25 protein-coding genes are annotated in these 25,071 nt (G+C 42.7%); 11 read left to right on the plus strand and 14 right to left on the minus strand.

Features of this window, described 5'->3' with window-relative positions; all coding sequences use genetic code 11:
• Window positions 1-6: 6 nt before the first annotated feature.
• From M301_RS09605 to tadA, 3 genes are read left to right on the plus strand one after another with little or no spacing between them, the layout of a single operon-like run.
• Window positions 7-990 carry a DUF58 domain-containing protein gene (locus M301_RS09605; RefSeq protein ID WP_013148578.1) on the plus strand — a complete coding sequence of 328 codons (984 nt, stop codon included), beginning with the start codon at window positions 7-9 and terminating at the stop codon, window positions 988-990.
• Window positions 990-3,014: a transglutaminase TgpA family protein gene (locus M301_RS09610; protein ID WP_013148579.1), complete on the plus strand. Its 2,025-nt coding sequence runs from the start codon at window positions 990-992 to the stop codon at window positions 3,012-3,014. The genes M301_RS09605 and M301_RS09610 overlap by 1 nt, the downstream gene beginning before the upstream one ends.
• On the plus strand, window positions 3,011-3,499 hold the full coding sequence (gene tadA / locus M301_RS09615; RefSeq protein WP_013148580.1) for a tRNA adenosine(34) deaminase TadA: 489 nt from the start codon (window positions 3,011-3,013) through the stop codon (window positions 3,497-3,499). The genes M301_RS09610 and tadA overlap by 4 nt, the downstream gene beginning before the upstream one ends.
• A gap of 56 nt (window positions 3,500-3,555) precedes the next feature.
• Here the strand turns inward: tadA and M301_RS09620 are convergent, their stop codons facing one another.
• The 14 genes from M301_RS09620 to M301_RS09685 all read right to left on the minus strand — a co-directional run bounded on the left by M301_RS09620 (window position 3,556) and on the right by M301_RS09685 (window position 16,281).
• Complete coding sequence (locus M301_RS09620) at window positions 3,556-4,245, minus strand: Bax inhibitor-1/YccA family protein (RefSeq protein WP_013148581.1); 690 nt, start codon at window positions 4,243-4,245, stop codon at window positions 3,556-3,558.
• A 142-nt stretch (window positions 4,246-4,387) separates the two neighbouring features.
• A complete protein-coding gene (nagZ, locus tag M301_RS09625) occupies window positions 4,388-5,434 on the minus strand; it encodes a beta-N-acetylhexosaminidase (RefSeq protein WP_041359440.1) in 1,047 nt (348 codons plus the stop codon).
• A gap of 66 nt (window positions 5,435-5,500) precedes the next feature.
• Window positions 5,501-6,292, minus strand: a complete 792-nt coding sequence (locus tag M301_RS09630) for an ABC transporter permease (protein ID WP_013148583.1) — start codon at window positions 6,290-6,292, stop codon at window positions 5,501-5,503.
• Between the two features lie 18 nt (window positions 6,293-6,310).
• Window positions 6,311-7,228, minus strand: a complete 918-nt coding sequence (gene nikB / locus M301_RS09635) for a nickel ABC transporter permease (protein ID WP_013148584.1) — start codon at window positions 7,226-7,228, stop codon at window positions 6,311-6,313.
• 254 nt (window positions 7,229-7,482) lie between these two features.
• Window positions 7,483-7,962, minus strand: coding sequence for a L,D-transpeptidase (locus M301_RS09640; protein WP_013148585.1), 480 nt, complete (start codon window positions 7,960-7,962; stop codon window positions 7,483-7,485).
• A complete protein-coding gene (locus M301_RS09645) occupies window positions 7,952-9,370 on the minus strand; it encodes an ABC transporter substrate-binding protein (RefSeq protein WP_041360042.1) in 1,419 nt (472 codons plus the stop codon). The genes M301_RS09640 and M301_RS09645 overlap by 11 nt, the downstream gene beginning before the upstream one ends.
• A gap of 194 nt (window positions 9,371-9,564) precedes the next feature.
• Window positions 9,565-10,128 (minus strand): porin family protein, encoded by a 564-nt coding sequence (locus M301_RS09650; RefSeq protein WP_013148587.1) that lies wholly within the window; start codon window positions 10,126-10,128, stop codon window positions 9,565-9,567.
• A 62-nt stretch (window positions 10,129-10,190) separates the two neighbouring features.
• A complete protein-coding gene (locus M301_RS09655) occupies window positions 10,191-10,832 on the minus strand; it encodes a tetratricopeptide repeat protein (RefSeq protein WP_013148588.1) in 642 nt (213 codons plus the stop codon).
• Between the two features lie 29 nt (window positions 10,833-10,861).
• Entirely contained in the window at window positions 10,862-11,677 is an 816-nt protein-coding gene (locus M301_RS09660; RefSeq protein WP_013148589.1) for an SDR family oxidoreductase, read from the minus strand.
• Complete coding sequence (locus M301_RS09665; RefSeq protein ID WP_013148590.1) at window positions 11,674-12,357, minus strand: iron-containing redox enzyme family protein; 684 nt, start codon at window positions 12,355-12,357, stop codon at window positions 11,674-11,676. The genes M301_RS09660 and M301_RS09665 overlap by 4 nt, the downstream gene beginning before the upstream one ends.
• Window positions 12,344-13,876: an AMP-binding protein gene (locus M301_RS09670; RefSeq protein ID WP_013148591.1), complete on the minus strand. Its 1,533-nt coding sequence runs from the start codon at window positions 13,874-13,876 to the stop codon at window positions 12,344-12,346. The genes M301_RS09665 and M301_RS09670 overlap by 14 nt, the downstream gene beginning before the upstream one ends.
• Before the next feature lie 11 nt (window positions 13,877-13,887).
• Window positions 13,888-14,544: a thermostable hemolysin gene (locus M301_RS09675; protein ID WP_013148592.1), complete on the minus strand. Its 657-nt coding sequence runs from the start codon at window positions 14,542-14,544 to the stop codon at window positions 13,888-13,890.
• Window positions 14,545-14,770: 226 nt separating this feature from the next.
• Entirely contained in the window at window positions 14,771-15,250 is a 480-nt protein-coding gene (locus tag M301_RS09680; RefSeq protein WP_190274922.1) for a hypothetical protein, read from the minus strand.
• A gap of 35 nt (window positions 15,251-15,285) precedes the next feature.
• Window positions 15,286-16,281, minus strand: coding sequence for a hypothetical protein (locus M301_RS09685; protein ID WP_148218596.1), 996 nt, complete (start codon window positions 16,279-16,281; stop codon window positions 15,286-15,288).
• 153 nt (window positions 16,282-16,434) lie between these two features.
• On the opposite strand from M301_RS09685, the gene M301_RS09690 reads away from it, so the two are divergent.
• The 8 genes from M301_RS09690 (at window position 16,435) to M301_RS09725 (ending at window position 25,063) form a co-directional block, all read left to right on the plus strand.
• Window positions 16,435-18,123 (plus strand): sensor histidine kinase, encoded by a 1,689-nt coding sequence (locus tag M301_RS09690; RefSeq protein WP_013148595.1) that lies wholly within the window; start codon window positions 16,435-16,437, stop codon window positions 18,121-18,123.
• A gap of 30 nt (window positions 18,124-18,153) precedes the next feature.
• Window positions 18,154-19,524: a sigma-54-dependent transcriptional regulator gene (locus M301_RS09695; RefSeq protein WP_013148596.1), complete on the plus strand. Its 1,371-nt coding sequence runs from the start codon at window positions 18,154-18,156 to the stop codon at window positions 19,522-19,524.
• Window positions 19,525-19,930: 406 nt separating this feature from the next.
• Window positions 19,931-21,367, plus strand: a complete 1,437-nt coding sequence (gene ccoN, locus M301_RS09700) for a cytochrome-c oxidase, cbb3-type subunit I (protein ID WP_013148597.1) — start codon at window positions 19,931-19,933, stop codon at window positions 21,365-21,367.
• A gap of 9 nt (window positions 21,368-21,376) precedes the next feature.
• Window positions 21,377-22,003 carry a cytochrome-c oxidase, cbb3-type subunit II gene (gene ccoO, locus M301_RS09705; protein WP_013148598.1) on the plus strand — a complete coding sequence of 209 codons (627 nt, stop codon included), beginning with the start codon at window positions 21,377-21,379 and terminating at the stop codon, window positions 22,001-22,003.
• A 43-nt stretch (window positions 22,004-22,046) separates the two neighbouring features.
• The gene (locus tag M301_RS09710) at window positions 22,047-22,184 is read left to right on the plus strand and encodes a cbb3-type cytochrome oxidase subunit 3 (RefSeq protein WP_013148599.1); all 138 of its coding nucleotides are present in this window, start codon (window positions 22,047-22,049) and stop codon (window positions 22,182-22,184) included.
• Between the two features lie 42 nt (window positions 22,185-22,226).
• Window positions 22,227-23,132, plus strand: coding sequence for a cytochrome-c oxidase, cbb3-type subunit III (ccoP, locus tag M301_RS09715; protein WP_013148600.1), 906 nt, complete (start codon window positions 22,227-22,229; stop codon window positions 23,130-23,132).
• A 119-nt stretch (window positions 23,133-23,251) separates the two neighbouring features.
• Window positions 23,252-24,769, plus strand: a complete 1,518-nt coding sequence (gene ccoG, locus M301_RS09720) for a cytochrome c oxidase accessory protein CcoG (RefSeq protein WP_013148601.1) — start codon at window positions 23,252-23,254, stop codon at window positions 24,767-24,769.
• Between the two features lie 36 nt (window positions 24,770-24,805).
• The gene (locus M301_RS09725) at window positions 24,806-25,063 is read left to right on the plus strand and encodes a FixH family protein (protein WP_013148602.1); all 258 of its coding nucleotides are present in this window, start codon (window positions 24,806-24,808) and stop codon (window positions 25,061-25,063) included.
• Window positions 25,064-25,071 lie beyond the last annotated feature (8 nt).

Below are 25,071 nucleotides of genomic sequence, written 5' to 3' on the forward strand. Positions count from 1 at the left end.
TTCAACATGGCAAAAGGCTTAAACCTTTCGAGCGATGCGAGCCTTAAACCTGACTTCAGGCTCAGCTCGCCTAAAACTTGGTTTCGCACGGCAATCGCCATAGACTCAACCACCACGCTAAGCCGCAGGCATATTTACATATTACCAACACGGTTTGGCTGGCTATTCGGCTTGCTGTTGATAGGTCTGCTAACCGGTTCTATTAATTATTCCATCAGCTTAGGCTTTGCCATCACATTCTTATTGGCTGGATTAGGTTTAATTAGTATGTTGCATACTTGGCGTAATTTAGCTCATTTAAAAATCGAAGCAAAACGCGCAAACCCTGTATTTGCAGGTGAGCAAGCAGTGTTTGAACTGACCGTCATTGATGGTAGCAATCGCGCTCGTTACAGTATTTTTGCGAAATTTGCAGACCAAGAGGCTGACATTCAAGATGTCCCGGCACTTGGAGAAGCTATGTTTAGGTTATCTTTACGCAGCCAAAAGCGCGGATGGCTAAAAACGCCTCGCATGACATTTAGCACCGAGTTTCCCGTATCACTATTTCATGTTTGGGCATATGCTGAAACGGCAAACCAATGCCTGATATACCCTAAGCCAAGCTTGCGCAGCCAAATATTACCTAGCGCAGATGCCGATGGCGCCACTGGACAATTATCAACCACGCAAGGTGACGATGATTTTGCCGGGCATCGCAATTACCAGTTTGGCGACTCGCCTAAACGCGTAGACTGGAAAGCATCCTCTCGCGAACAGGGCTTGCTAGTTAAGCAGTTTCAGGGTGAGGCTAGCTCTACTTTGTGGCTAGACTTCAATGCAACAACTAGCAACAATCTAGAGTTACGCATTAGCCAGCTAACGCGCTGGGTGGTAGATGCTAACGCACAACACCTAAAATACGGCCTACGTTTACCGCAGCTCAGCATTCAACCCAGTACTGGTGACATCCATTATCACCAATGTTTAACCGCACTGGCACTTATGTAATGGCCAATCAAACTGACATACAAACTAAAATCAGTACGCAAGCCATCATTTGGTTGCTGCTCTCGTTAAGTATCACCTTCACGCTATATGCATTCAATATGGAAAACTGGGTGCCTGCATGTTTTGTGGTATTTGCAATTTGGCGCTATTTAATTAAAAAAAACAATTGGGCTTACCCAAAACTCTGGCTGCGTTTTCCGCTAACGATTGCTGGTGGTATTGCAGTTTTAGTCACCTACGGCTCGCTGTTTGGACGTGATGCAAGTGTTGGCTTATTAGCCGTCATGATTTCAATGAAGCTACTTGAAACCAGAACAAAGCGCGACTTTGTTGTGATGGTGGTGTTAAGTTACTTTCTCACAGTTAACATCTTACTTTTCACCCAAGCCATCTGGGTTTTTCTGGCAGTCTTACTTGCATTGACGGGGCTTACAGCTTGCCTTATTAGCGTGAGTCATCAAAGTAAGCAAACAACCATCAGCCCACAGATATGGAAAGTTCAAGCAAAACTAGCAGGTAAATTACTGCTGCAAGCAACGCCCATTATGTTGGTATTGTTTGTACTGTTTCCGCGCATTCCAGGCCCGATTTGGGGCATTCCACAAGATGCTTATAGCGGCATGACCGGGCTTTCTGACAGCATGGAACCCGGCAATATCAGTCAGCTCAGCTTATCCAGCAAAATCGCTTTTCGTGTTGAATTCAAATCTGCAATTCCGGCAAACAATCAGCTCTACTGGCGCGGCCCTGTGTTGTGGCATCAAGAAGGTCGGCGCTGGCAAATGACTAGCGACAGCATTCATTTACCTACGGAAACCATAGAAACTTCAGGAGAAGCTACTGATTACACTATCACGCTAGAACCACATAACCGCAATTGGCTGTTAATGCTTGATCTACCCGAAATGGCATCAAGCACATTGCCAGCTGAAGCCCACATCAAACATGATATGCAGGTACTTTCCAAAGAGCCTATCCGCACACGCATTCGCTATCAAGGTCATTCATACCTGCATTACAAATTGGGCGCTGAGTTGAGTGAGCGTGAGCGCACACTGGCCTTGCAATTAATAGAAGATGAAAATCCTAAAACACGTCAACTTGCCAATAAATGGGTTAGCGAGAATAAATCACCAACGGCCATTGTGGAAGCTGCACTCAGTATGTTTCGTGAGCAGACATTCGTCTACACACTTGCACCGCCAAGATTAGGCAAAGAACCTGTTGATGATTTTCTATTCAATACCAAACGTGGCTTTTGCGAGCATTATGCCAGTAGCTTTGTTTATTTGATGCGTGCTGCGGGGGTGCCAGCACGCATCGTTACAGGCTACCAAGGCGGCGAAATCAATCCAAATGGTAATTACCTAATCGTGCGCCAATCTGATGCACATGCTTGGGCGGAAGTCTGGTTACAGGATAAAGGCTGGGTGCGCGTAGACCCTACCTCAGCGGTATCTCCAGACCGTATAGAGTCTGGCATTGGAGCAGCACTACCAGATTCAAATTTGTTACCGTTACTCTCACGCCAAGATTACCCTGTGCTCAAAAATCTCTACATGAACTGGGATGCCGTCAATAACGGCTGGAATCAATGGGTGCTAGGCTATGACCAAACCAAGCAACTCGCACTCCTCAAGAAGCTCATCAACAAAGACATCGCATGGGAAGACATAGGCTTAATATTAGTCGTGACTATGATTGCCCTGATGCTTTTTGTAAGCTACTTGTTGCTGCGCAATAACGGCATTGTGCTAAACCCAACAAACAAAATCTACCAACAGTTTTTGAAGAAACTATCTAAAGCTGGCGTGACTAAACTAAGGTCTGAAGGTGCAATTGATTTTGGTAACCGTGCCGCCAAAACCTTGCCTAATCAAGCCATTGAAATACTAGAAATATCAGCGTTATACTCCTCTATGCAATATGCCAAACATCAAGCTAGTAACAACATAGGGGCTACCACTAATAAACAAACGCTAAACTTGCTCAATCAATTAGTAAAAAACCTAAAAATAAAATGACCGAACACTCAATTAATTTAGACCAACAAACCGCTGACGAGCATTATATGCAAATTGCTTTAGCGCTTGCGCAAGAAGCCGCCGCTGCGGGCGAAGTGCCTGTAGGGGCGATTATTGTGAAGGATGGCGTGGTGATTGGTCGTGGTGGCAACTCGCCAATCGATACACACGACCCGACCGCACATGCAGAAATTGCCGCCCTTCGCGACGCTGCTAAAAATTTAGGTAATTACCGCTTAGTTGGCTGCTCACTTTACGTCACTTTAGAGCCATGCGCCATGTGCACAGGTGCGATTCAACATGCAAGAATCGCTAGGTTGGTATATGGCGCCAATGACCCTAAAACAGGCGCTTGTGGCAGCGTGGTGAACTTAATGGCAGAGCCAAAGCTGAATCATCACACCGAAGTCTTTAGCGGCGAGTTGGCTAAAGAATGTGGCGCAATGTTAAGTGAGTTCTTTAAACAACGGCGATTAAAAAAATAAGCAATAAAAAACCCGCCTTAGCGGGTTTTTTATTGCTTATAAATCCAGCTAGCGCATTAATCTCTGTTACCCATCAATGCCATCAAAATATTAAGCAAATTCACAAAAATATTATAAATATCAAGATACAGATTTAATGTCGCCATGACATAGTTGGTTTGACCACCACGTACAATCTGGTTAACGTCATACAAAATGTAGCCTGAAAAAATGATGACCGATATACCTGATATCGCCAGAGACAACACAGGAATATGCAGGAATGCATTCGCTAGCGAAGCAATGATGGCAAGAATCAAGCCGATAAATAGAAATTTACCGAGATAGTTAAAATCACGCGCTGGTGAAGAAGCAATTGCAGCTAAGCTCAAAAATGTAATGCCAGTGCCAGCGGCAGCAAGACCCACAATCTGCCCACCATTACTCAAATGTAAGGCGTGCTGCAAAATTGGCCCTAACATTAAGCCAAACAAGAATGTAACGCCTAATAACAACCACACACCCACGCTACTATTTTTATTTGCGTCTATTAATTTAAACATACCAAACATCACGGCTAAGTAACCAATGCCAAATATGAACGGGTGTAATGCGATAAAGCTAAAATCTATTTGCAAACCAAAATAAGCACCTATCACTGTTGGAATAAGTGAAAGTCCTAACAAAGCATAAGTGTTACGCAACACTTTATTGGTAACCATTTGCGCTGATTCTGAACGACCTAGAACAGGTGTATTGTCAAACATTGTGTATTCCTTTAAGTAATAAAAAACTAAATTACTAAGTTTATTAAGATAGTGTTTATTAAGACACTGCTTACTAAGATAGCGTTTAAGCCAATAAGTTTCAAGTGATAAATTGTTACAAATTAATGATGATGAAGCTTACCTAGACAAACAACTCACCTTCAGATTTCCCAACTAAGGCCACTTGATGCACAGCTTTTACAAAGTCTGCACTTTCGTGCAATTGATCTAGACTGAGCGGATTTCTTTGTCCATGCATGCGTGCCAGCCTTGCAATGCTTTGCGCGGAAATCGTCCATTTGAGATTCGCCAGCAGCTCATCTGCCATGGCTGGCTGATTGCATAGCAACACCATATCGCAGCCAGCATTTAAAGCGGCTAAAGCACGCGTAGTCACATCACCTCCCGCAGTTGCTGCCTCCATACTTAAATCATCGCTAAAAATAACACCGTTAAAACCTAGGCGCTCTCTTAGAATTTTTTGCAACCAACGTGGCGAGAAGCCAGCAGGCTTATCATCCACCTTAGAGTAAATGACATGCGCAGGCATAATGGCTTGAATACCATCGTCAATCAGCATTCTGAAAGGCTGCATATCATTTTGTGCGATTTGGTCAAACTCGCGGTCATCCACTGGCATGCTTACATGTGAATCTGCCGTGACAAAGCCATGACCCGGAAAGTGCTTACCCACCGCCGCCATACCGCCTTTTTTAAGACCTTGCATCAGTGAAAAGGCTAAATCATTAATCGCTTGTGGCTTAAGGTGAAACGCTCTATCGCCAATGACTAAGCTATCGCCATAGTCCATATCAAGCACTGGCGTAAAACTGAAATCAATGCCGTGCGCACGTAATTCTGCCGCTAAAATCCAACCAGCCTCCACCGCAAGCTCTTTCGCTTTTTTCGGATTGGTGTCCCAAATCTTGCCAAATTCACGCATAGGTGGGATTTTAGTAAAACCGTCTCTAAATCGCTGCACGCGACCACCTTCATGGTCCACGGCAATTAAAAGCGGTGGCTGGCGAACCGCATGAATGCTTGCTGTCAGGGCATCTAATTGCGCGTTATTTTCATAGTTACGTTTAAATAAAATAACACCACCCACCAATGGATGCTGCAAACGGCGTATATCTTCTGCCGTGAGCACTGTACCAACCACATCCAACATAATAGGACCTAATGACATATTTCTACCTTTAAAATCTATTTTCTCAACCATATTGTAGATCGTACAAACGACAGACCTACAATTTTACTGTTCTGTTCTTACGTCTAACTTATCGCGTAAATAATCGCCGCCTAGGTTAATCGCTAAAATCAAACTCATCAAGCTTAATCCTACAATTAACACATAATGCGGCGCGATTAGCATGTATCGCACACCATCACGCAGCATGGCTCCCCAAGAAGCATTCGGCGCCTGTATACCCAAACCAAGAAAAGACAGGCTGGCCTCGGCAATCATCACACTAGCCAGACTATAAGTTGCTTCTACAACTAATATCGACATCAATAAGGGCAAAATATGCCTAAAAATCATACGAGGTACAGATGCGCCTAACGATTCTGCAGCCAACACATGTTGACGATTTCGCAGTCCTAGCGCTTGCCCACGAGTGAGTCTTGCGTAGCTCACCCAACCCGTGATGCTTAAAGCGATCATCAAGTTCACCAAGCCTGGACCTAGTACTGCCGCAAATGCAATCGCTAGCAAAATGCCAGGGAAGGCTAAAAACACATCGGTAATTTGCATCAATGCACGGTCTATCTTGCCGCCGTAAAAACCTGCCAGTAGACCTACACATACGCCAACCAACATGGTAATGGCTGTAACGATGATGGAAACCATAAACGAAACTTCAACACCACGTAAAAGGCGTGCCAGTATGCTACGACCTAGATCATCTGCTCCCAACAAGTAAGAAAAGCTTGGCGAACTGAGAATGCCATTCAAGTCAATCTGATTCGGGTTAAGCTGCAACAATCGTCCAAGAACAACTGCGGCTAGCCAAAATATCAAAATAGAAGATGCGAATTTTTTCATTTAATCATCAAGCAAACTTTACGCACTGACTCTAACTCTAGGGTCAGCAAATCGATATAAGGTATCTGTGATTAGATTTACCAATACATAACTCAAAGCGACAATCAGCACACAAGCTTGTGTCACAGGGTAATCACGTTTCTCGATACTTTCCACCAACAAGCGGCCGATGCCGTCCCAGCTAAAAATCGTTTCGGTAATCACTGTGCCTGCCAGCAAACTACCCATTTGCAGACCAACAATGGTAATAATTGGCAACAAGGCAGCACGTAAAGCGTGGCGTAAAATCACTGCCTGTTCAGTTAAACCTTTGGCACGCGCAGTACGAATATAATCGTCATTTAGTACCTCAAGCAAACTGGTGCGCGTCATGCGCGTAAGTATTGCGCTTAGGCCAAAACCTAAAGTCAACGCGGGCAGAATAATCGAAGCCCCAGAATCCATGCCACTGACAGGCAGCCAACCCAGCCACACAGCGAATATCAGCATTAACATTGGTCCTAGCCAAAAAGCTGGCATGGCAGATAAGCGCACACTCACTAAAGTCACTACAATATCTTGCCAATGATTTGCTTTTAAAGCAGCGTAAATTCCCATAGGTACGCCTAAAGCAATGCCTATAAACAAAGATAATAACGCCAACTTCACCGTAGCTGGATAGCGAGTTTTAACTATTTCAACAATTGGCGTTTTTGTGTGGATAGACTTACCTAAATCACCCTGCGACAACTTAGCCAAATAAGTACCAAACTGCTGGATAAGCGGCTGATCTAGCCCCAAGTCAGCACGTAATTGAGTACGGTCAGCGGTGCTGGCAGATTCGCCTAGCATAACTTCCACTGGGTCACCCGGTACCAAATGAATCAGTAAAAAGGTAAGTAGCAATACGCCGAAAATGACGATAGCGAAGTTTGATAGTTTTTTGATTAAAAACAAATTTAAACTCCGTCATTCCCGCACAGGCGGGAATCTAGGCAATGAACGTATCTAAAGCATGTTGTTAATGCCACGATGCACCAGTCCGGACTGGATTCCCGCCTGCGCGGGAATGACTATGGTGAAGTTTAAATTTCATTCAGAAATAACGCCAAATTTAACTGTCATCCTGAGCATAGCGAAGGATCCAGCACTTTGGTCACAAAAAACTGGATTCTTCACTACGTTCAGAATGACAGGCTTGAATTGACGCTTCATTCAGCTATCACCACAGACGTGCCAAAGTCAATCCAATCAAACAGCTCAATCACCTCCGCATTATGCATACGCACACAGCCATGTGAGCCAATCTTGCCAAGCTCTGTGCTATCAGGCGTGCCATGAATATAAATATAACGTTGCATGGTATCCACATTACCCAAGCGATTCTTACCAATTTCTTTACCTGAAAGCCACAAAATACGCGTCAAAATCCAATCTCTGTTTGGAAACTCTGCCATCAATTCTGGGGTATATATTTCACCCGTAGGTCTGCGTCCAACAAACACGGTGTTCACTGCCGCACCCGCACCAATCTTAGCGCGGATAATATGTTGTCCTAATGGGGTACAGCCGCTATTTTTCTCGCAACCAACGCCATTCGCCGCAGTAGATACACTGTATTTAGCCTTTACGCCGCCGAAGTTATCAAAAAGCGTGAGAGTTTGATTGGAAATAGAGATTTCAATGTGCATAGCTAATTGTACCCAAATCATCCCAATTTCCATCAGGTTTTGCGTTGTAATTAGTGATACCTTTGCGCATGGCGGCAAATTGTCCTTCGTACCATAGTGGTATATAAGGTAATTGCTGGCGAATACGCGCCGTTGCTGCCTGCCAGTTTTCTTCAGCAAGTAGTTTATCTAGTTCAGCATCTGCGTATCTGCCACGGTTAAAGCCATTGGGAGGAGTGCTTTGTGAGCCAAAGGCTTTTAAATAAATTTCAGGCGTTTTAATGCCGACCCAAGTGAGACCGTACAATTGAAAGTTGCCTTGTTTTACGTCTTCAAAAAACGTGCCCCAATCTAAGCTGCGGATCTCAAGGTCTATGCCTGCTTTAGCCATCTGTGCTTGCAAGATAGTAGCGAAGCGCACGCGCTGTGCATCGGTTGAGGTTTTATAAACGAGTTTAAGTGGCAACTTAACACCCGCTTCTTGCAAAAGCTGTTTTGCTAAAGCTGGGTTGTAATCGTTTGGCGTTAAATCAGTATTGGGCTGATTCGTGTAATGTTCGGGCGGCAAAATCATGTCCGCTTCGCGACTATGTTGAATCATGGCTTTTGCTATGATTTGTTTACGGTCTATGGCATGTGAAATGGCTTGCCTGACTTTAAGCTTTTGCAATACTGGGTCTTCAAAATTCAAGCCAAGATAAGAAAAATTAGCACCTATACTGGTTTTTACAATCACATCAGGCTTAGTTTGCAGATATTTAACTAGCTCTGGCGGCAATTCTCCTTGTAACAAATCCACTTCACCATGCAGCAGCTTGAGCACACGTACAGTTGGGTCTTTTACCTCTATCAAGCTAATACGTTGATCATCGCCTACACGCTGTAAAGTTAACTTATTCTGCCAAGTGACAAACTTTAAAGGACCACTTCCTACAGGGACGTGCGAGAAGTCATAATTCTCCGCAATGAGTTTTGCGGGCAAAATCCCTAAAATAAGTTTGGCTGGAAAGTGCTTATCTGCTTGATTTAACTGAAACTCAACCGTGTCATTATCGATTACCGTGATATTTTTAATATTGGCGAACTCGGCAGTATTAGGCGAGTCTTTTAAAGTGGCTAATGAATCGTAAGTGGCTTTTACGTCATTGGCTGTCAGCGGCATTTGATTATGAAACGATGCATGATTTTTATTCAGGGTAAATCGAAATGCCGTCGGGTTGAATTCTACCCAAGTAGCCAAGCTGGCGACTGGCTTTGATTGTGCATCGAAATCCACCAAACTTTGATACACCAATCGATTGACGCGCTCCGAAGCAGCATCTGTAGCATAGCGTGGATCTAAGTTCAGCGGCATCTGCCCAATGGCAAATACAATTTCATGTGAGGATGCGGATGGGTTTTGTTGAGTACAGGAGCCTGTACCCAACATTAGTAAAACCAAACAAAATTGCGCTAAAACTTTCAATGCCTTCATAGCACCGAAGTTTACTAGATTATGAGTCGCTTAGACGCTTAGGTTAAATGAATATTTATATCTAAGATTATTAGAGTACAAAAAATAAAAGCCACGCTAGAGGGGAGCTAGCATGGCTTTTACACTACAAGTCTTTTAAAGCTATCAATCTAGAAGTTATATACAGCGCCTACACTCACTACATTCGCGCCAAAATTATCTTTGCTATTCGTGACATCTTTAACAGCTGCTGAGTAATGATCCCAGCCTAAACGAATGCCGATATTCTTGTTGACGTTATACTCACCACCCAAACCATAAGTAACAGACGTTCTAGTATCATCATTCATAGGCGCAAGGCTTGATGACACTTTGGTTTTAGTTGCAGCAACACCGAGCTTACCGTAAAGATTAAACTCGTCATTGAGTGGCAAAAAGCCGATAGCAGCAATGCTGGCAGCATCGCCCTTTGCCGTACCGCTCACTTTATCAGTGACTTTACCGATACCTGTATATTCACCTTCCACACCCAAATACTTGTTAAATTTATAGCCTAAGACAATGCCGCCAACGGCAGATGAGCTTTTATCTTCGCCATTAGGTGTGTTGATATTTGGCTTACCTACGCCGACATTTCCACCTGCATAGAAACCTTCATCACCTGCAAAAGCTGCGCTGGAAATAGTCGCAATGGCTAACAAACTACCGAGCAATATTCTTTTAGTTATTTTCATATAGATCCTTTATAAATTATTAAACCGTTAATTAATCAAACTGTCGCTTTTTTAAAATCGTATTAATTCACTTTTTTCTCTGCAGTTTTCAAACCTTCTTCAACTTCTTTCTTACGGCCTGCATCTGCATCTTCACGGCCAGGACGCGCAGGTGCGGCTAAAGCTTTTTTGTAATACTCCACAGCTTTTGCGTATTCGCCTTGCCCACTTAAAAAGTCAGCATAGAAATAATTAGGGTCTATGCCAGATGGATTAACTTGTAAGGCTTTTTCTAAATAAGTACGTGCTTTTTTCTTATCACCAAAACCAATTGGCCAGCCTGGTACTTTGTAATAGAGCGAACCTAAACTGGTGTAGGCAGACCCTTGCAAAGCATTTGGGCTAACCTTTTGTGATGCGAGTAATAAATCACGCGCCTTTTCAGCAAACTTTAAAGCACCGATTCCACCTTTAGCTTTGGCGTAACCACTGTTTGAAATGGCTTCCCAAATCATGGCTTCTGGTGCATTGTCATTCGCTATAGTTACTTGGTGCGCTTTTTCAATAAGCACCTTAAAAGCGTCCTCTTGCGCATCTTTTGGCGTTTGATAATTCGCTTTTGCCCACTCGTGTTGAATCTGGGCGACTTCAGCATCTAATTTTTCATCAGCAAATGCTGGGCTTGATAGTGCAATGAAACTTAGCAACAACATCATGTTTTTCATATATCTTTTCCTTTGTGACAAATACGTTCTTAATTCTTTGTGGTGATAAATTGACGAGCGATTCTGGTTGGTTTTTTTAAACCCATAGCAACTAGACTCGGTAAAAAACCATTCAGCCATGCAAAGAAAGATTCTGGCTGCCCAATGTAATACTCTTGTTTGTCAGCCTCGATGGCTTTAATGATTTCTTCCACAACCACTTTTGGTTCATCAATCGCAGTTTTTGTAGCTAGTAACATTTTTGAAGCGACCTCGCCATTCATAGATGTTTTAATGGCGCGCGGCGCAATGTATGTGACAGTGATATTGTTATAAATCAGTTCACGTCTTAGTGCTTGAGAAAAACCACGTACAGCAAATTTACTTGCACTATAGGTCGCATAGTGCGGAAAGCCTATAGAGCCAAAAATTGAGCCTATATTGACGATTTGTCCGCTATTCTGTTTAAAAAACTGAGGCAATATTGCATGTGCGAGCTGAATAGGCACTACTGCGTTGATATGCATCATTTGTTCAATACGAACTGGATCTTGTTGCTCGAATAAGGTGAAGTCGAGAATCCCTGCGCTATTGATTAATACATCAACACCGCCCAATAGTCTCATAGCTTCGTTCACTACATCTCTTGACGGGTTTTCTGAAATTTCACTCGTTTTAAAATCAGTCAATATTGGAAAGGCAATACCACCTAATTGATTGATTTTTTCGCACAAATGATTTACATGTAACTGATCTCTATCAACCAAGGCTAACCTAGCACCCCTTCTGGACAAAGCAAATGCCAAAGGTTGCCCGATACCACCAGCAGCGCCAGTTAATATAATGTTTTTTCCAGTTGGATTCATGCGAATGCCCGAGTGGATTTTAATGACAAAAATCGAATACCCAATTCACGGAAAATATCTCCGTACAATCTATAGAAGTTTTTTGCGCTATAGATTAGTAAAGTGCGCTCATTTTCATCTTCAATTTTGTTGACTAGCCCTGCATAAAAATCTGTATGCCCAACATCTAAAGCGCCATGTGAGCTTAAATAGGTAAATGCATCCTCACCTAAACCAAAACTTTCTTGAAGCGCTTCTCCTGCTTGTGTGGCAAGTGCAACACTCGTGCCTTCCAGCACCAACACCATCCCAAAAAAACCAACAGGATTGATAAGATTTATCATGCTATACGCATATTGCAACATTAAAGTTGTAGAAACGCCTGGTGTTCCATTACGCACAGATTCTGCATCTGCCCCACAAGCACGAATATCATTAAGAATCCATTCTTCGTGACCAAGCTCTTCATCGATGTACTCATTAACGCCGTTGCGCAGCCATTCATAATGCTCTGGTAATTTCGACCCACATAGGCGTAAAAGCGGCACAGTATGTTTTACGTGATGATAAGCTTCAGTCAAAAATGCAACATAAGCTGCCAGGCTTACTTCTCCAGCAGCTCCTGCTTTTATTAGCGGTACACTAAATAATTCTTCACGTTCTTTAGTAGTTTCATTGAGCAATGTTTCATAAAACGGCATAACTTTTTCCCTTATAGATTTCGTCAATTCTTTCTTGGTACTGCTGCCATATGGCGATTCTGCGTAAACGCCCATTAGCAGTAAGCTGGTTGTTTTGCGGAGTAAATGGCACACCTGCCAATATCCACTGGCTGACACGTGCATAATCTGGCAAAGATTGGTTGATGTTTGCGATTGCAATATCAATTTCGGCTGGAGTCGCATTTTTTGCGGGAACGATGATTGCTACGTTCCATGGCTTGGCTTCACCAAAAACAGCTGCCTGTGCAATAAATGGCGACATAGTGAGTTCACGCTCTACCCACTCTGGTGCGACATTACGGCCAAATGAGGTAATAAATTGGTTCTTTTTACGGGCGGTGATGTATAAATAGCCATCTTCATCTAAATGACCAATGTCACCTGTTGGAAAATATTGAGTAGTCTGCTCGTTGCTCACATCGCCAACGTAGCCTAGCAAACAAGCGCCTTTCACTAAAATTTCGTCATACCCACCAAACTTAATCGTGACATGCGGCAAAGGCTTTCCTACACTCCCTATTTTTCTACTAGCCGGTGTGTTAAGAGCAACAACTGAAGCACATTCAGAAAGGCCATAGCCTTCATAGACAGGTAAATCTATTGCTGCAGCACGATTAAGTAACTGAGGTGAAACCGAAGCCCCGCCAACTGCTACAAATCTTAAATAAGGTGGCTTGGTGTAACCAGTTTCAATGGCACTCACTAAGGCATTAAGCAACTCTGGAGTAAGCACCGTGGTAGTGGCTCTAGAAGCACTTAATGCCTCCATCATGGCGGCAATATTTAAGCCTGTTGCACCAGACAAGCCAACCTGCGCAGATGGCATCAATATTGCCGTTGCCCCAGCTAAAAGCGGCACATATAAGCCCGCTATATTTTCCAGTAATGTAGAAAGTGGCAATATGCTTAAATGGCGATCTGTAGGCATTGCCTTAGTAGCATCAAGCAACGAAAGTGCAACTCGGTTCAACGTCAGTAAGTCTAAACATACCCCTTTAGGCTTACCCGTCGTTCCAGATGTGTAGGTAATTTTAGCCGTGTCTTTTGGCAGATCATGGATATTTTTGGTATCTAAAGTAAATTCAGTAATAATTTTATCTTCTATCAAATACTGTTTTTCTTGCAGTATTTTTTTGCCGCACTCATCAAGCATTTGCTTGAATAAGATAGGTTGGTCACTGAGCACCACGTTAATTCCAGCATCATCAATTGCGTGAATTGTTTGCTCCGCAGAAAAGAAATACGGTAAAGGTACTACTGGTAAATTCAATTCCATGGCGGCTAAATCAGCAATTGCCCATGCTGGAGAATTGTCCATGGCTAAGCCTAAAACTTTGACTAAGGCTTTATTGAGCCTATAAGTGACCAGCTCAATTGAAACTGCTAACTCAACATAGGTTAGAGTTTCTGTTGCTCTCCCCTGTAACGCTGCTTTATTGGGTGAGTGAACTGAAAAATGCGAAATCGAATTAAGAACGGATTGATATTGAGAACTCAAGATATTAAATCCTATTGCGCAGCTGGTTGCGTACGACGAATCGCCACCACTTGTGGACGCTCATTATAATAAGTACCCCAAGCAGCACGTTCGTGTTCTGGAATACGTTCAATACTCGCTTCGCCCAAAAACTGTAAAGACATATTGAGCTTTGTTAAGGAGTTTCGTAGCACTGAAATCCCTGTAAACACGGCCCACTCTGAATGCGTGCTATGTAAATATAGGCTAATGCTAGCGAGTAAACTGCGCACATTAATTGGATCAGCAACGGCTAAATTTCCAACCTCTAAAATAGCCTCACGTGCGATTGTTATTTGACTATGCTGAGACAACAGCACTTCGATTGGCGAGTCAAAATAAGTTTCTAAGAACAAACTCTCTTCATGAGCATGACGAAGCCCACATACTGCAAGCAACTTATCGCCAGCATCACGAACGCTTAATAACTTAGGCATAAAGTGACTGACTTCTGCACGATGTGCACGTCGGTATATTGCACGAACAAAGCTCTCTAGCTCTTGCCTATCAGCCTCGCATGGTTCTGAAATCGCCGTGATGACGGATTGCGCTCCATGCAGATGGATAGCCGCGCTTTTGTTTGGTGTAGAAGCTGTTTCTATTGCTGACTGCTGAATATCAGCATGAGCTAATTGTTGCGCAAATTGCATATAACACTCCTGTAAGAATGTTTTTATATACGCAAGCCTTATGCCAAGTCAGATATTTATTGCAGATTTTTAATTTAAATCAATAAAAATCATAGTGTTACAATTATTATTAACTTTAATTTTGATAAATATAGAAGGTTTTAGAAACTACAATTCTTGCAGACTTGCAGTCTGTTACTTGATATTCCCTGCAATTTTTGTAGGATTTATGTTTAGTTTTTATGGATTACGGAGCAGCACTGACAGACTTTTCAGAACAATTAAGTTCTGGCGCCGTAGATAAAACATTATGTTCAGCATTAATCCAAGCTAATGGTTTAACCCTGTCATCTAATTTACAAGCGTCAATATAACCGATAGCGCCAGGCGTATCGGCGACAAATCTAAGCATCGCCTCTTGCGAACTCACGACGTGTGGTGGTGAAATACCGTGGAAATATAGCCCATTCCAATAATCAGTTTGAGTTTCTGGTGCACTTTTTAAGATAGACAATGAAAACTGCAACCTAAGTGGATTTGTTGCAGAATAATTCAGGGTTTGAATACGTTTCCCATCAGCCCAATACAACTTCTTTCGCCAAAACATGAGAGAAAGTTCGTTAGCATCCAACTGATGAATATTGTGACTACGTGGCACAATCACAGCAAGCACTTCTGCACTAGCCTCTTGAATAAGGCTAGATAGCAGCATACTTATAAACATCATTAACAATCTAAATTTATGCATGTGAAACTGACGCACTAATACAATATCGAAAATGAAGCGAGTAAACCTTTCGGCGATTCGGTGCTTTCTTCATCGCCGCCTACATATTCAATTTTAAGTATTTTTCTGGGTGACATACGCCATGCTGAACCTATCAGCCAGCGTGCAGTTGAACCTTCTTCTGGACGCACATAATTCTCAACCCTTGCAACTGCAAACCACTGATTGCCAAGCGGTGCAACACCCTGAAGATAAGCACCACTGCCGCCATCACTATAATTATTGTAGTAGCGCTGAAAAGCTTCACCACTAAATTCCCAGCCTTGATGCTGCACTAAGAAATCCAAGCCAACCATGTGAAATTCAGGGCTATTCGGAATATTCTCGCGAAACTCCAATAAAGAAAGCCCCCAGTTCACTTTGCCAGAAAGCGTAAAGCGCGCACCTTTAGTATCCTCGAACGGAATTTCCTTATTATTAACAATTTGATCTTTTAAACCCTCTACATAAAAACTGTATTCAAAAGCATTGTCTGCTAGGGGCATCGCACCATAAAACATCAATCCGTTAACTGCTGTAGGAAATAGGCGGCTTGTCACCAAAGGACGAGTCGTTGTCCACACTAGAGGCTCGGCATGCACTAGATTCCAGCGACCTGCTGGAGTTAAAAATCTACCTGCACGTACATTCAATTTTTCGGATAGGTTGTAATCGAAGTAGAATCGCTCCAGATCTAAGTAACTGTCTTTGCCAATTGAGGTGTCATCTTTATTAAAGCTAATTGGCCTATCTATGTCGAGCTCGGTTAAAAAGTGAAACCGACTATTATTTTCCCAGCTGAGTAAAATGCCAATTTCACTGATAGCGCCTTCTACTTTCCCACCAGGATGCACATTCATTTCGGCATTGGAATAACCGCCTAAACTAAAATTTTCCCATGGCGATGCTTTATCTGCGTCCGCAGCAAATGCTGATTGCATAGACATCACAATCATTAGGCATATAAAAAATAGTGGTGGTCTTCGCATCATCACGCCATGCATAATTTCTCCATCTCTAAAAACTACTACGTCGATAAACTAGCAACGGTATATCATTCCAATTTGCTCAACTCATCATTTGGTATAAATTACTTTGCTCACTACATTACAACTTATTATGTTTTCATTCTCGCACTAAATCAGATGCTTAGAAAAGCCTTACCGATACGCTTTATTCTACTTGGTGCATTTTTGCTAGTAGGTTTACTGCCAACCATGCTGGTCACTGGTATGGCTTTTTTTGAGGCGCGTGGCGCATTAAAAACCGAAATTAAACATGATACCCAAACTCGAGCAACCGCTACTGTAGATGAAATTGACCGCATCATGTTCGAACGTTTGCATAATACTGCGTCTTGGAGTCAGTTGGAGATTATGCAAGATGTTCGAATAGATGACCTTGATAAGCGTCTATCAAAGTTTTTAAGTGATTTAAAATACAGTTACCACGATATTTACCATGAGCTTTATGTTGTAGATAACAAAGGTATTGTGATTGCCTCGAGTAATGCCGAGTCGATCGGCAAACAAAGTCCACATTACAGTGATTGGTTAAGCACCAAAATTCAGGGAAATAATATACATATTGCCCCCATTATGCAGGAGCAGCTCAAAATCTCAGCCGATATAAAAGATGCTTTTGATGGCAATAAGCTTGGCACTTTGGTCACTGTTTTTAACTGGAGTCAAATCACTAATATTTTGGAAGGTGCCGTTTCTGGAAGAAGCGGTGCAGCACTTTTAGATGGCAACAACAAAGTATTATCAATGACCACACATTGGTCAGATATTCAAACTAAAGAAAAACTATCCACTTCTTCTAAATCCAAAGGTTATCAGGGTTATAACGGTTTCAAGTGGCACGTAGTGATTGCAGAATATCGTTTAGATGCATTAGCACCCATTCAGCAAATGGCTTATATTTTTATTGGCTTGCTAATTGCCACCATCATTCTAGCTAGCTTAATCGCCTTTCCCGTCGCGACCGCTCTGACTCAACCACTTGTAAAACTCACGGCTTTTGCCAATAATTTTATACGTGAACCTAGCAATGCGTTGCCCCCGAGCACAAGTAACCTAGTTGAGCCTGTAGAAATCACAGCACTTTCAAACGCTTTCAGCAAAATGATTAACGACCTTGAACGCTCCAAAGAGAATCTGACGCGCGCGGCAAAGCTCGCGGTGGTCGGTGAAATGGCAGCCGCTATGAGTCACGAAGTACGCACACCTTTAGGGATTTTGCGCTCATCCGCACAAGTCTTATTACGTGAACCCAATATTAGCGAAGAAGGTCACGAAGTCTGTGGATTCATCATTAGCGAAACCGAGCGTTTAAATAAATTGGTATCCGCATTGATTGACTCAGCTCGACCGAGATTACCTGATTTTAAGCATACTGACCTTGCAGAGCTTGCGCAGCAATGCGTTGCAATGTTACGTATGCAAGCTGAGAATAAAAAAATTGAATTGATTTGTGAAGCTAATGAAAAAGCAATAGCGTTGTGTGACGTAGAACAAATCACACAAGTCTTGTTAAACTTACTACTCAATGCGATCCAAGTATTGCAAGATAATGGCAAAATAATATTGAAAGTAACCAGCTCAATTGACCAAGTATTAATTACCGTTTCAGATAATGGCCCCGGCATTCCAGTTGAGCATCGCAACCAAGTATTTGAGCCATTCTTCAGTAAACGCAGAGGTGGCATTGGCTTAGGCCTGGCAATTGTAAAACAGATCGTGATGGCGAACCATGGCAATATTAGCGTGCATCAAAGTAACTTAGGCGGCGCCGAATTTCGCCTGCAACTACCTGTTGATATAGCGGTATAAGCCAGAATATTTTATGGAATGTATGAAAAAATGAATCAGCAAAAACGCATACTCGCTGTTGACGATGAACCTCACATGCGGCGCCTGTTAGAAATTAGCCTACGCCAAGCAGGTTACCAACCTGTAGTCGCAGAAAATGGCAAAGAAGCACTCACGATATTACGAAATGATAATATCGACTTAGTCGTAAGCGACTTGCACATGCCTGTGATGGATGGCTTAAAACTGCTAGAAGCCTTACGCGCAGAAAATATCGATACTCCAGTGATTATTGTGACTGCCCAAGGTGAAATTTCCTCAGCAGTACAAGCCATGAAATTAGGCGCTTCTGATTATATTTTACGGCCATTTGATTTAGAAACTCTTGAAATTGCCATTAGTCGAGCACTTTCCGTGACTCGATTAAAAGTCGAAAATCAGTTTCTGCGTGATGAAGCTGGGCAAATTGGCAAAAGCTTAATCGGTGAAAGTCCAGCCATTCGTAAAGTACATCAGGCCATTTCCCAAGTAGCCGCTGAAAAGGCTACCGTACTGATTGCAGGTGAAACAGGTACGGGTAAAGAGCTTGTAGCACGTGCAATTCATCAACAATCCCCAAGAAAAAATGCGCTCTTTATTGCCGTAAATTGTGCTGCAATTCCATCTGAAATGTTGGAGTCTGAACTATTTGGCCATGAGCGCGGCGCATTTACTGGTGCAGTTAAAGAGCGTATCGGTAAGTTTGAGCTGGCTGATGGCGGCACTTTGTTTCTGGATGAAGTGACTGAAATGCCAATTGCTTTACAAGCCAAGCTGCTTCGCGCTCTGCAAGAAGGCACCATTGAGCGATTGGGAAGTAATCGACAATTGAATGTAGACATTCGGGTGGTGGCTGCAACCAATCGAGACCCCATGCAAGCGATCAAAGAAGGTAAATTACGTGAGGATTTATATTACCGCCTGAATGTATTCCGTATTGACTTACCACCTTTACGCGACAGGTTAAGCGACATCAAAATACTGGCGGCGCATTTTCTAAAAAAACGCAATGTGAGTATTGATGAGAATGCAGCCAGCCTGCTAGAGAACTATGCCTGGCCTGGCAATATTCGTGAGCTAGAAAATGTGTTGGAACGTGCAGCCATCGTTTGTAGTGGTCCATTAATTAGGGCAGAAAACTTACCTGTCGATATGATTAAGAAAATAAACCCCATAGCTCCATTATTAACAAACACAAATGACTTATCCAACCCAAGGCTATCACTCTCATTACCCGATGCAGTGCAATCTATAGAGATACAAATAATTTCAGAGGCACTGACACAAGCTAATGGTAACAAAAGTCGTGCAGCAAAATTGTTAGAAATTAGCGAACGTTCACTTTGGTATAAATTAAGCCGCTATCACTTAACAGATCAATAATGTTGCACTCAATTAGCGTTTATTAATCTGCAGAATATGAATTAACAAACGGTTGTTTATATATTGCGTACAAATCATAGCAATTCTTAAGCAACATCAAGACAAACCGTCAATTTTTGGTAGTTTTAAAAAAATTAAATTTATTTAAAAAATCACTGAACCTTAACGGTGAAAATTGTATCTATTTGTAACATTATTAATTGAGCTAAAATACAAAAATCTTCTACGTTATCAAGCAACTAATCCTAGCTAAGAACATCCAACAGCGCTAGAATATCGACCTTTTAGAAACTAAACTCAATTTCCATCTAATTGACATAAATCAATTGGATTTACTGGAATGTGCGACAGAATGTCACGTGTGAAACTCACAAAGAATTATCAATAAGTGCTATAGGGGAAACAAATGCAAGACCTTAAAACTCAAGCAATTACGTATGAAGATGGCGTCATACGGCAATTTTCAATCATGGCCGTAGTTTGGGGTGTGGTCGGCATGTTGGTGGGCGTGATTATCGCCTCACAGCTTGTCTGGCCAGAACTTAATCTAGGCTTACCTTGGACTAGTTTTGGGCGTTTACGTCCACTACATACCAACGCGGTCATTTTCGCATTTGGCGGATGTACATTGTTTGCCACTTCTTACTATGTAGTACAACGTACCTGCCAAACTAAGCTGTTTATGCCTAAGTTAGCTTCTTTTACATTCTGGGGCTGGCAATTAGTAATTGTAGCCGCGGCGATTTCCCTGCCTTTGGGTTACACGCAAGGTAAAGAATACGCTGAACTAGAATGGCCTATCGACATTTTGATTGCTATCGTTTGGGTGTCTTACGCGATTGTGTTCTTTGGTACGATTGGTACACGTAAAGTAAAACATATTTATGTGGCTAACTGGTTCTTCGGTGCATTTATTCTGACAGTTGCTTTGCTACACATTGTAAACAGTGCGGCAATTCCAGCTGGTTTTATGAAATCTTACTCAGCATACGCTGGTGTGCAAGATGCGATGGTGCAATGGTGGTACGGTCACAATGCGGTTGGTTTCTTCCTTACAGCGGGTTTCTTAGGCATCATGTATTACTTCGTGCCTAAACAAGCTGAACGTCCTGTGTACTCATATAGCTTGTCTATCGTGCATTTCTGGGCATTGATTTTCACTTACATGTGGGCGGGTCCTCACCACTTGCATTACACAGCATTACCTGACTGGACTCAATCTCTAGGCATGGCATTCTCTTTGATTCTGTTAGCGCCAAGCTGGGGCGGTATGATTAACGGTATGATGACAATGTCTGGCGCATGGCACAAATTGCGTACAGACCCTATCTTACGCTTCCTGATCGTTTCATTATCTTTCTACGGTATGAGTACCTTCGAAGGTCCAATGATGGCGATTAAAACAGTTAACTCACTTTCACACTACACAGACTGGACAGTTGGTCATGTTCACTCAGGCGCATTAGGCTGGGTTGGTCTAGTTTCAATGGGTGCTTTGTACTACATGGTTCCACGTTTATTCGGTCAAAAACAAATGTACAGCATCAAAGCAATTGAGCTGCATTTCTGGTTGGCTACTATCGGCATTGTGCTTTACATCTCATCACTATGGATCTCTGGTGTGATGGAAGGCTTAATGTGGCGTGCGATTAACACTGATGGCACATTGACCTACACATTCGTGGAAAGCGTAAAAGCTAAACATCCGTACTACATGATTCGTGCGCTGGGTGGTTTGCTCTATCTTAGCGGTATGACGATTATGTTGTGGAATGTCATTAAGACGGCAACAAGTGGTAAAGCTGCTGTTGTCAACATTCCAGCTGTTACTGCTCACGCTTAAGGAAAAACCATGTCAAATAATGAAACGAAAAGTGGTTTTAGCCACGAAAAAATTGAGACCAATAACTTCCTGATGATTGTGCTGATTTTGCTCACAGTTGCGTTTGGTGGTTTAGTGGAAATCGTTCCACTGTTCTTTCAAAAATCAACAACAGAGCCTATCACTGGTCTACAGCCATACACGGCATTGCAATTGGCTGGTCGCGACATCTACACGCGTGAAGGTTGCTACAACTGCCATTCACAAATGATTCGTCCATTCCGTGCTGAAACATTGCGTTATGGTCACTACTCAGTAGCTGGTGAATCAGTGTATGACCACCCTTTCCAATGGGGAAGTAAACGTACTGGTCCAGATTTAGCACGTGTTGGTGGTAAATATAGTGATGATTGGCAACGTATTCACTTAAACAACCCACGTGATCTTGTGCCTGAATCTATCATGCCTGCGTACCCATGGTTAGAAAAAACCCTTGTTGATGCCGATGCAATGCCAGCGCATATGCGTGCGCTTCGCACTGTAGGCGTACCTTACACTGACGCTCAAATTGCGAGTGCTGTAGAAGACGTCAAAGGTAAAACTGAACAAGATGCTTTGGTTGCGTTCCTGCAAGTTTTAGGTATTCACTTGAAATAAGCTAAATATCTTGAAGTAACCTCAATATAAGGAAGAACCCAAAATGGATATAACCACACTGCGCATTGCTGCGACAATCATTAGTTTTATTGTGTTTGTTGGCATTCTCATCTGGGTTTGGCGAAATCGAAATACTTCAGACTTTAAAGAGGCAGCTAACCTGCCTTTTAAAGAAGATTAAAGTTAAAAAAACTTCATACACTGAAGAATAAAGGAAAATAAAATGAGTGATTTTACTAGCGGCTTTTGGCCGGTTTTCATTACAGTGATTGCGCTAGGCGGCATACTTTTCTGCGTAATCATGCTGTTGATTGCAAGCAGAATTAAAGTAGTGACTTCTGGCGTTGACAACACCAGTGATCATGTTTGGGATGGCGATCTTCGTGAAATGAACAACCCACTACCACGCTGGTGGGTTGGGATGTTTATTCTCACCGTAATCTTTGCCTTGTTTTATCTTGCGGCTTATCCTGGTTTAGGCAGCTTCGCAGGTAAATTAGGCTGGACTGCAACGAAACAATACGAGCAAGAAGTTGCAGCAGCAAACAAAGCGCTAGAGCCAATGTACGCCAAATTTGCCGTGATGAAAACCGAAGACCTTGCAAAGAACCCTGAAGCTAGAGCCATTGGCGAGCGTATATTTATGAACAACTGCGCTCAGTGTCATGGTTCAGATGCTAAAGGGAGCCGCGGCTTCCCTAACCTGACTGACAAGGACTGGTTACACGGTGGTAGTCCAGCTAAGATTGAAGAAACCATCACTGGTGGCCGTATCGGTATGATGCCTCCAATGGCAGCAGCTGTAGGTACGCCAGAGGACGTTAAAAACGTTGCTAACTATGTACTCAGCCTATCTGGCAGCATTTACGACTCTGGTCGCGCAGGATTAGGTAAAGAGAAGTTTGCCGCTTGTGCAGCTTGTCATGGCCCTGAAGGTAAAGGTAACACAGACATTGGGTCAGCTAACCTAACAGACAACATTTGGTTACATGGTGCAGGTGAAGCCGCCATTATCAAACGTATCAACGAAGGTAAAGTCAACCAAATGCCAGCGTGGAAAGATAAATTCACACCAGCGCAGATTCATGTTTTAGCGGCGTATGTTTGGGGTTTCTCAAACAATAAATAAGCTTAATATTGTTAAGCCGAGTAACAAACGGTATTAAAGTAAGCACTTTAATACCGGGTAGTTTAAATACAGCATAGTAAAAACAAAGCAATTTAAGCGCGTTTCGGAAAGTTGGATGCATGAAAAAAGCACCAAGCAATACAAAAGCAGAAGTAACGATTCCTCTAAATGAGGTCGTGATTTCTCTGTACGAATCGGAAGATAAAATCTATCCTCGCAGCGTTTCAGGCTTTTTCACTCAATGGCGTTGGGTGATGATTTGGCTGACCCAGCTCTTCTTTTACGGTGTGCCTTGGTTAGAATGGGGTCACCGCCAAGCGCTGTTGTTTGATCTTGAAGCCAAGCGCTTTTATATTTTTAAATTAGTCTTGTATCCGCAAGATTTGATTTATCTCACTGCAATTCTAATTATTTCAGCATTGTCATTATTCCTATTCACTGCGATTGCTGGTCGCTTATGGTGTGGCTATGCCTGCCCTCAAACCGTCTATACGGAAATATTTCTTTGGATAGAGAAGAAAATTGAAGGTGACCGTGCGGCACGCATGAAACTTGATGCAGCGGGGATGTCTTCTAAAAAACTCAGCAGAAAAGCTGCTAAACATTTTGTTTGGATTGCATTTGCATTGTGGACTGGCTTTACTTTCGTAGGTTACTTCACGCCAATTCGTGAGCTTGCACACGCTGTGGTCAACGTAAGTTTAGGTCCATGGGAAACGTTTTGGGTTTGCTTCTACGGTTTTGCTACTTACGGTAACGCTGGCTTCATGCGCGAGCAAGTCTGCAAATATATGTGTCCATACGCACGCTTTCAAAGCGCCATGTTTGATGACGATACGCTCATTGTCACTTATGATGAAGCACGTGGCGAACCTCGTGGTGGGCGCTCACGTAAGGCTGAAGTCAACACCAAGGCATTGGGTTCTTGTATAGATTGCAGCCTTTGTGTTCAGGTTTGCCCTACAGGCATTGATATTCGAGATGGCTTGCAGTATGAATGCATCGGTTGTGGTGCATGTGCAGACGTATGCGATACTGTCATGGACAAAATGGGCTATGAGCGTGGCTTAGTGAAATACTCTACGCAAAATGCGCTAACAAATAATTGGTCTCATCAACAAATGTTTAAGCGCATACTCCGTCCGCGCGTACTCATTTACTCCGCAGTGCTTCTGCTACTCATTACTGGCTTATTAGCAAGCTTATGGTTCAGAACCCCATTCAGAGTTGATATCATGCGTGACAACGCTGTAATGGGGCGCTTAAGTGATGACGGTATGCTAGAAAATGTCTACCGCATGCAAATTATGAATGGTACAGAAGAAACACAGCATTATCGTATCAATGTAACGGGCTTAAAAGGTCTTGAAATAGACGCGAAAGATACTAAAGAAACTCAAGGCGATAAAAATAAAGTCATAAGTAAAGAGTCTGAATCTGCAGAAAACGCCAAACAAGCCAATGAAAATGATCATACATTTATGGTCAAACCTACAGAGTCACGTTGGGTTATTGTTGCCTTAAAAGTGCCTGATGGTGCCGCCGAGTCTGGCTCGCATAAAATTCAATTTGTAATTGAAGCCATTGAAAGCAAAGAAACTGTCACTGAAAAATCTGTTTTTCTAGTGCCTAGGTAATCACTTAAGTTATTAAATTAAATATAAAGGATAGCTGTGGAAAAATTGGATTCAAAACCTTGGTGGAAATATGGCTATGTTTGGCTAGTGATTGGAGGGCCTTTAGTGGTCGTTATTGCCTCTTTCATTACTTTATATCTAGCCATTACACGACCTGATGCTGTGATTGATGATTACTATCGTAAAGGGATGGAAATTAACAAAACACTAAGCGCTGAACGCGACAGTATGGCTCCTGCCATGCAGGCTCGCAACAACGCAGCTACTGGCATTAAGCCAATAGAAAATCAATAACCACACCT

Source organism: Methylotenera versatilis 301 (genome assembly GCF_000093025.1).
In the GTDB taxonomy this organism is placed as follows: domain Bacteria; phylum Pseudomonadota; class Gammaproteobacteria; order Burkholderiales; family Methylophilaceae; genus Methylotenera; species Methylotenera versatilis.

What these genes read in the sequence shown, in the direction of transcription:
- M301_RS09605 (WP_013148578.1), top strand. Translation starts at nt 7, where the DNA reads ATGGCAAAAGGCTTAAACCTTTCGAGCGATGCGAGCCTTAAACCTGAC.
- M301_RS09610 (WP_013148579.1), top strand. Translation starts at nt 990, where the DNA reads ATGGCCAATCAAACTGACATACAAACTAAAATCAGTACGCAAGCCATC.
- tadA (WP_013148580.1), top strand. Translation starts at nt 3,011, where the DNA reads ATGACCGAACACTCAATTAATTTAGACCAACAAACCGCTGACGAGCAT.
- M301_RS09620 (WP_013148581.1), bottom strand. Translation starts at nt 4,245, where the DNA reads ATGTTTGACAATACACCTGTTCTAGGTCGTTCAGAATCAGCGCAAATG.
- nagZ (WP_041359440.1), bottom strand. Translation starts at nt 5,434, where the DNA reads ATGTCATTAGGTCCTATTATGTTGGATGTGGTTGGTACAGTGCTCACG.
- M301_RS09630 (WP_013148583.1), bottom strand. Translation starts at nt 6,292, where the DNA reads ATGAAAAAATTCGCATCTTCTATTTTGATATTTTGGCTAGCCGCAGTT.
- M301_RS09640 (WP_013148585.1), bottom strand. Translation starts at nt 7,962, where the DNA reads ATGCACATTGAAATCTCTATTTCCAATCAAACTCTCACGCTTTTTGAT.
- M301_RS09645 (WP_041360042.1), bottom strand. Translation starts at nt 9,370, where the DNA reads ATGTTGGGTACAGGCTCCTGTACTCAACAAAACCCATCCGCATCCTCA.
- M301_RS09650 (WP_013148587.1), bottom strand. Translation starts at nt 10,128, where the DNA reads ATGAAAATAACTAAAAGAATATTGCTCGGTAGTTTGTTAGCCATTGCG.
- M301_RS09655 (WP_013148588.1), bottom strand. Translation starts at nt 10,832, where the DNA reads ATGAAAAACATGATGTTGTTGCTAAGTTTCATTGCACTATCAAGCCCA.
- M301_RS09660 (WP_013148589.1), bottom strand. Translation starts at nt 11,677, where the DNA reads ATGAATCCAACTGGAAAAAACATTATATTAACTGGCGCTGCTGGTGGT.
- M301_RS09665 (WP_013148590.1), bottom strand. Translation starts at nt 12,357, where the DNA reads ATGCCGTTTTATGAAACATTGCTCAATGAAACTACTAAAGAACGTGAA.
- M301_RS09675 (WP_013148592.1), bottom strand. Translation starts at nt 14,544, where the DNA reads ATGCAATTTGCGCAACAATTAGCTCATGCTGATATTCAGCAGTCAGCA.
- M301_RS09680 (WP_190274922.1), bottom strand. Translation starts at nt 15,250, where the DNA reads ATGATGTTTATAAGTATGCTGCTATCTAGCCTTATTCAAGAGGCTAGT.
- M301_RS09685 (WP_148218596.1), bottom strand. Translation starts at nt 16,281, where the DNA reads ATGATGCGAAGACCACCACTATTTTTTATATGCCTAATGATTGTGATG.
- M301_RS09690 (WP_013148595.1), top strand. Translation starts at nt 16,435, where the DNA reads ATGCTTAGAAAAGCCTTACCGATACGCTTTATTCTACTTGGTGCATTT.
- M301_RS09695 (WP_013148596.1), top strand. Translation starts at nt 18,154, where the DNA reads ATGAATCAGCAAAAACGCATACTCGCTGTTGACGATGAACCTCACATG.
- ccoN (WP_013148597.1), top strand. Translation starts at nt 19,931, where the DNA reads ATGCAAGACCTTAAAACTCAAGCAATTACGTATGAAGATGGCGTCATA.
- ccoO (WP_013148598.1), top strand. Translation starts at nt 21,377, where the DNA reads ATGTCAAATAATGAAACGAAAAGTGGTTTTAGCCACGAAAAAATTGAG.
- M301_RS09710 (WP_013148599.1), top strand. Translation starts at nt 22,047, where the DNA reads ATGGATATAACCACACTGCGCATTGCTGCGACAATCATTAGTTTTATT.
- ccoP (WP_013148600.1), top strand. Translation starts at nt 22,227, where the DNA reads ATGAGTGATTTTACTAGCGGCTTTTGGCCGGTTTTCATTACAGTGATT.
- ccoG (WP_013148601.1), top strand. Translation starts at nt 23,252, where the DNA reads ATGAAAAAAGCACCAAGCAATACAAAAGCAGAAGTAACGATTCCTCTA.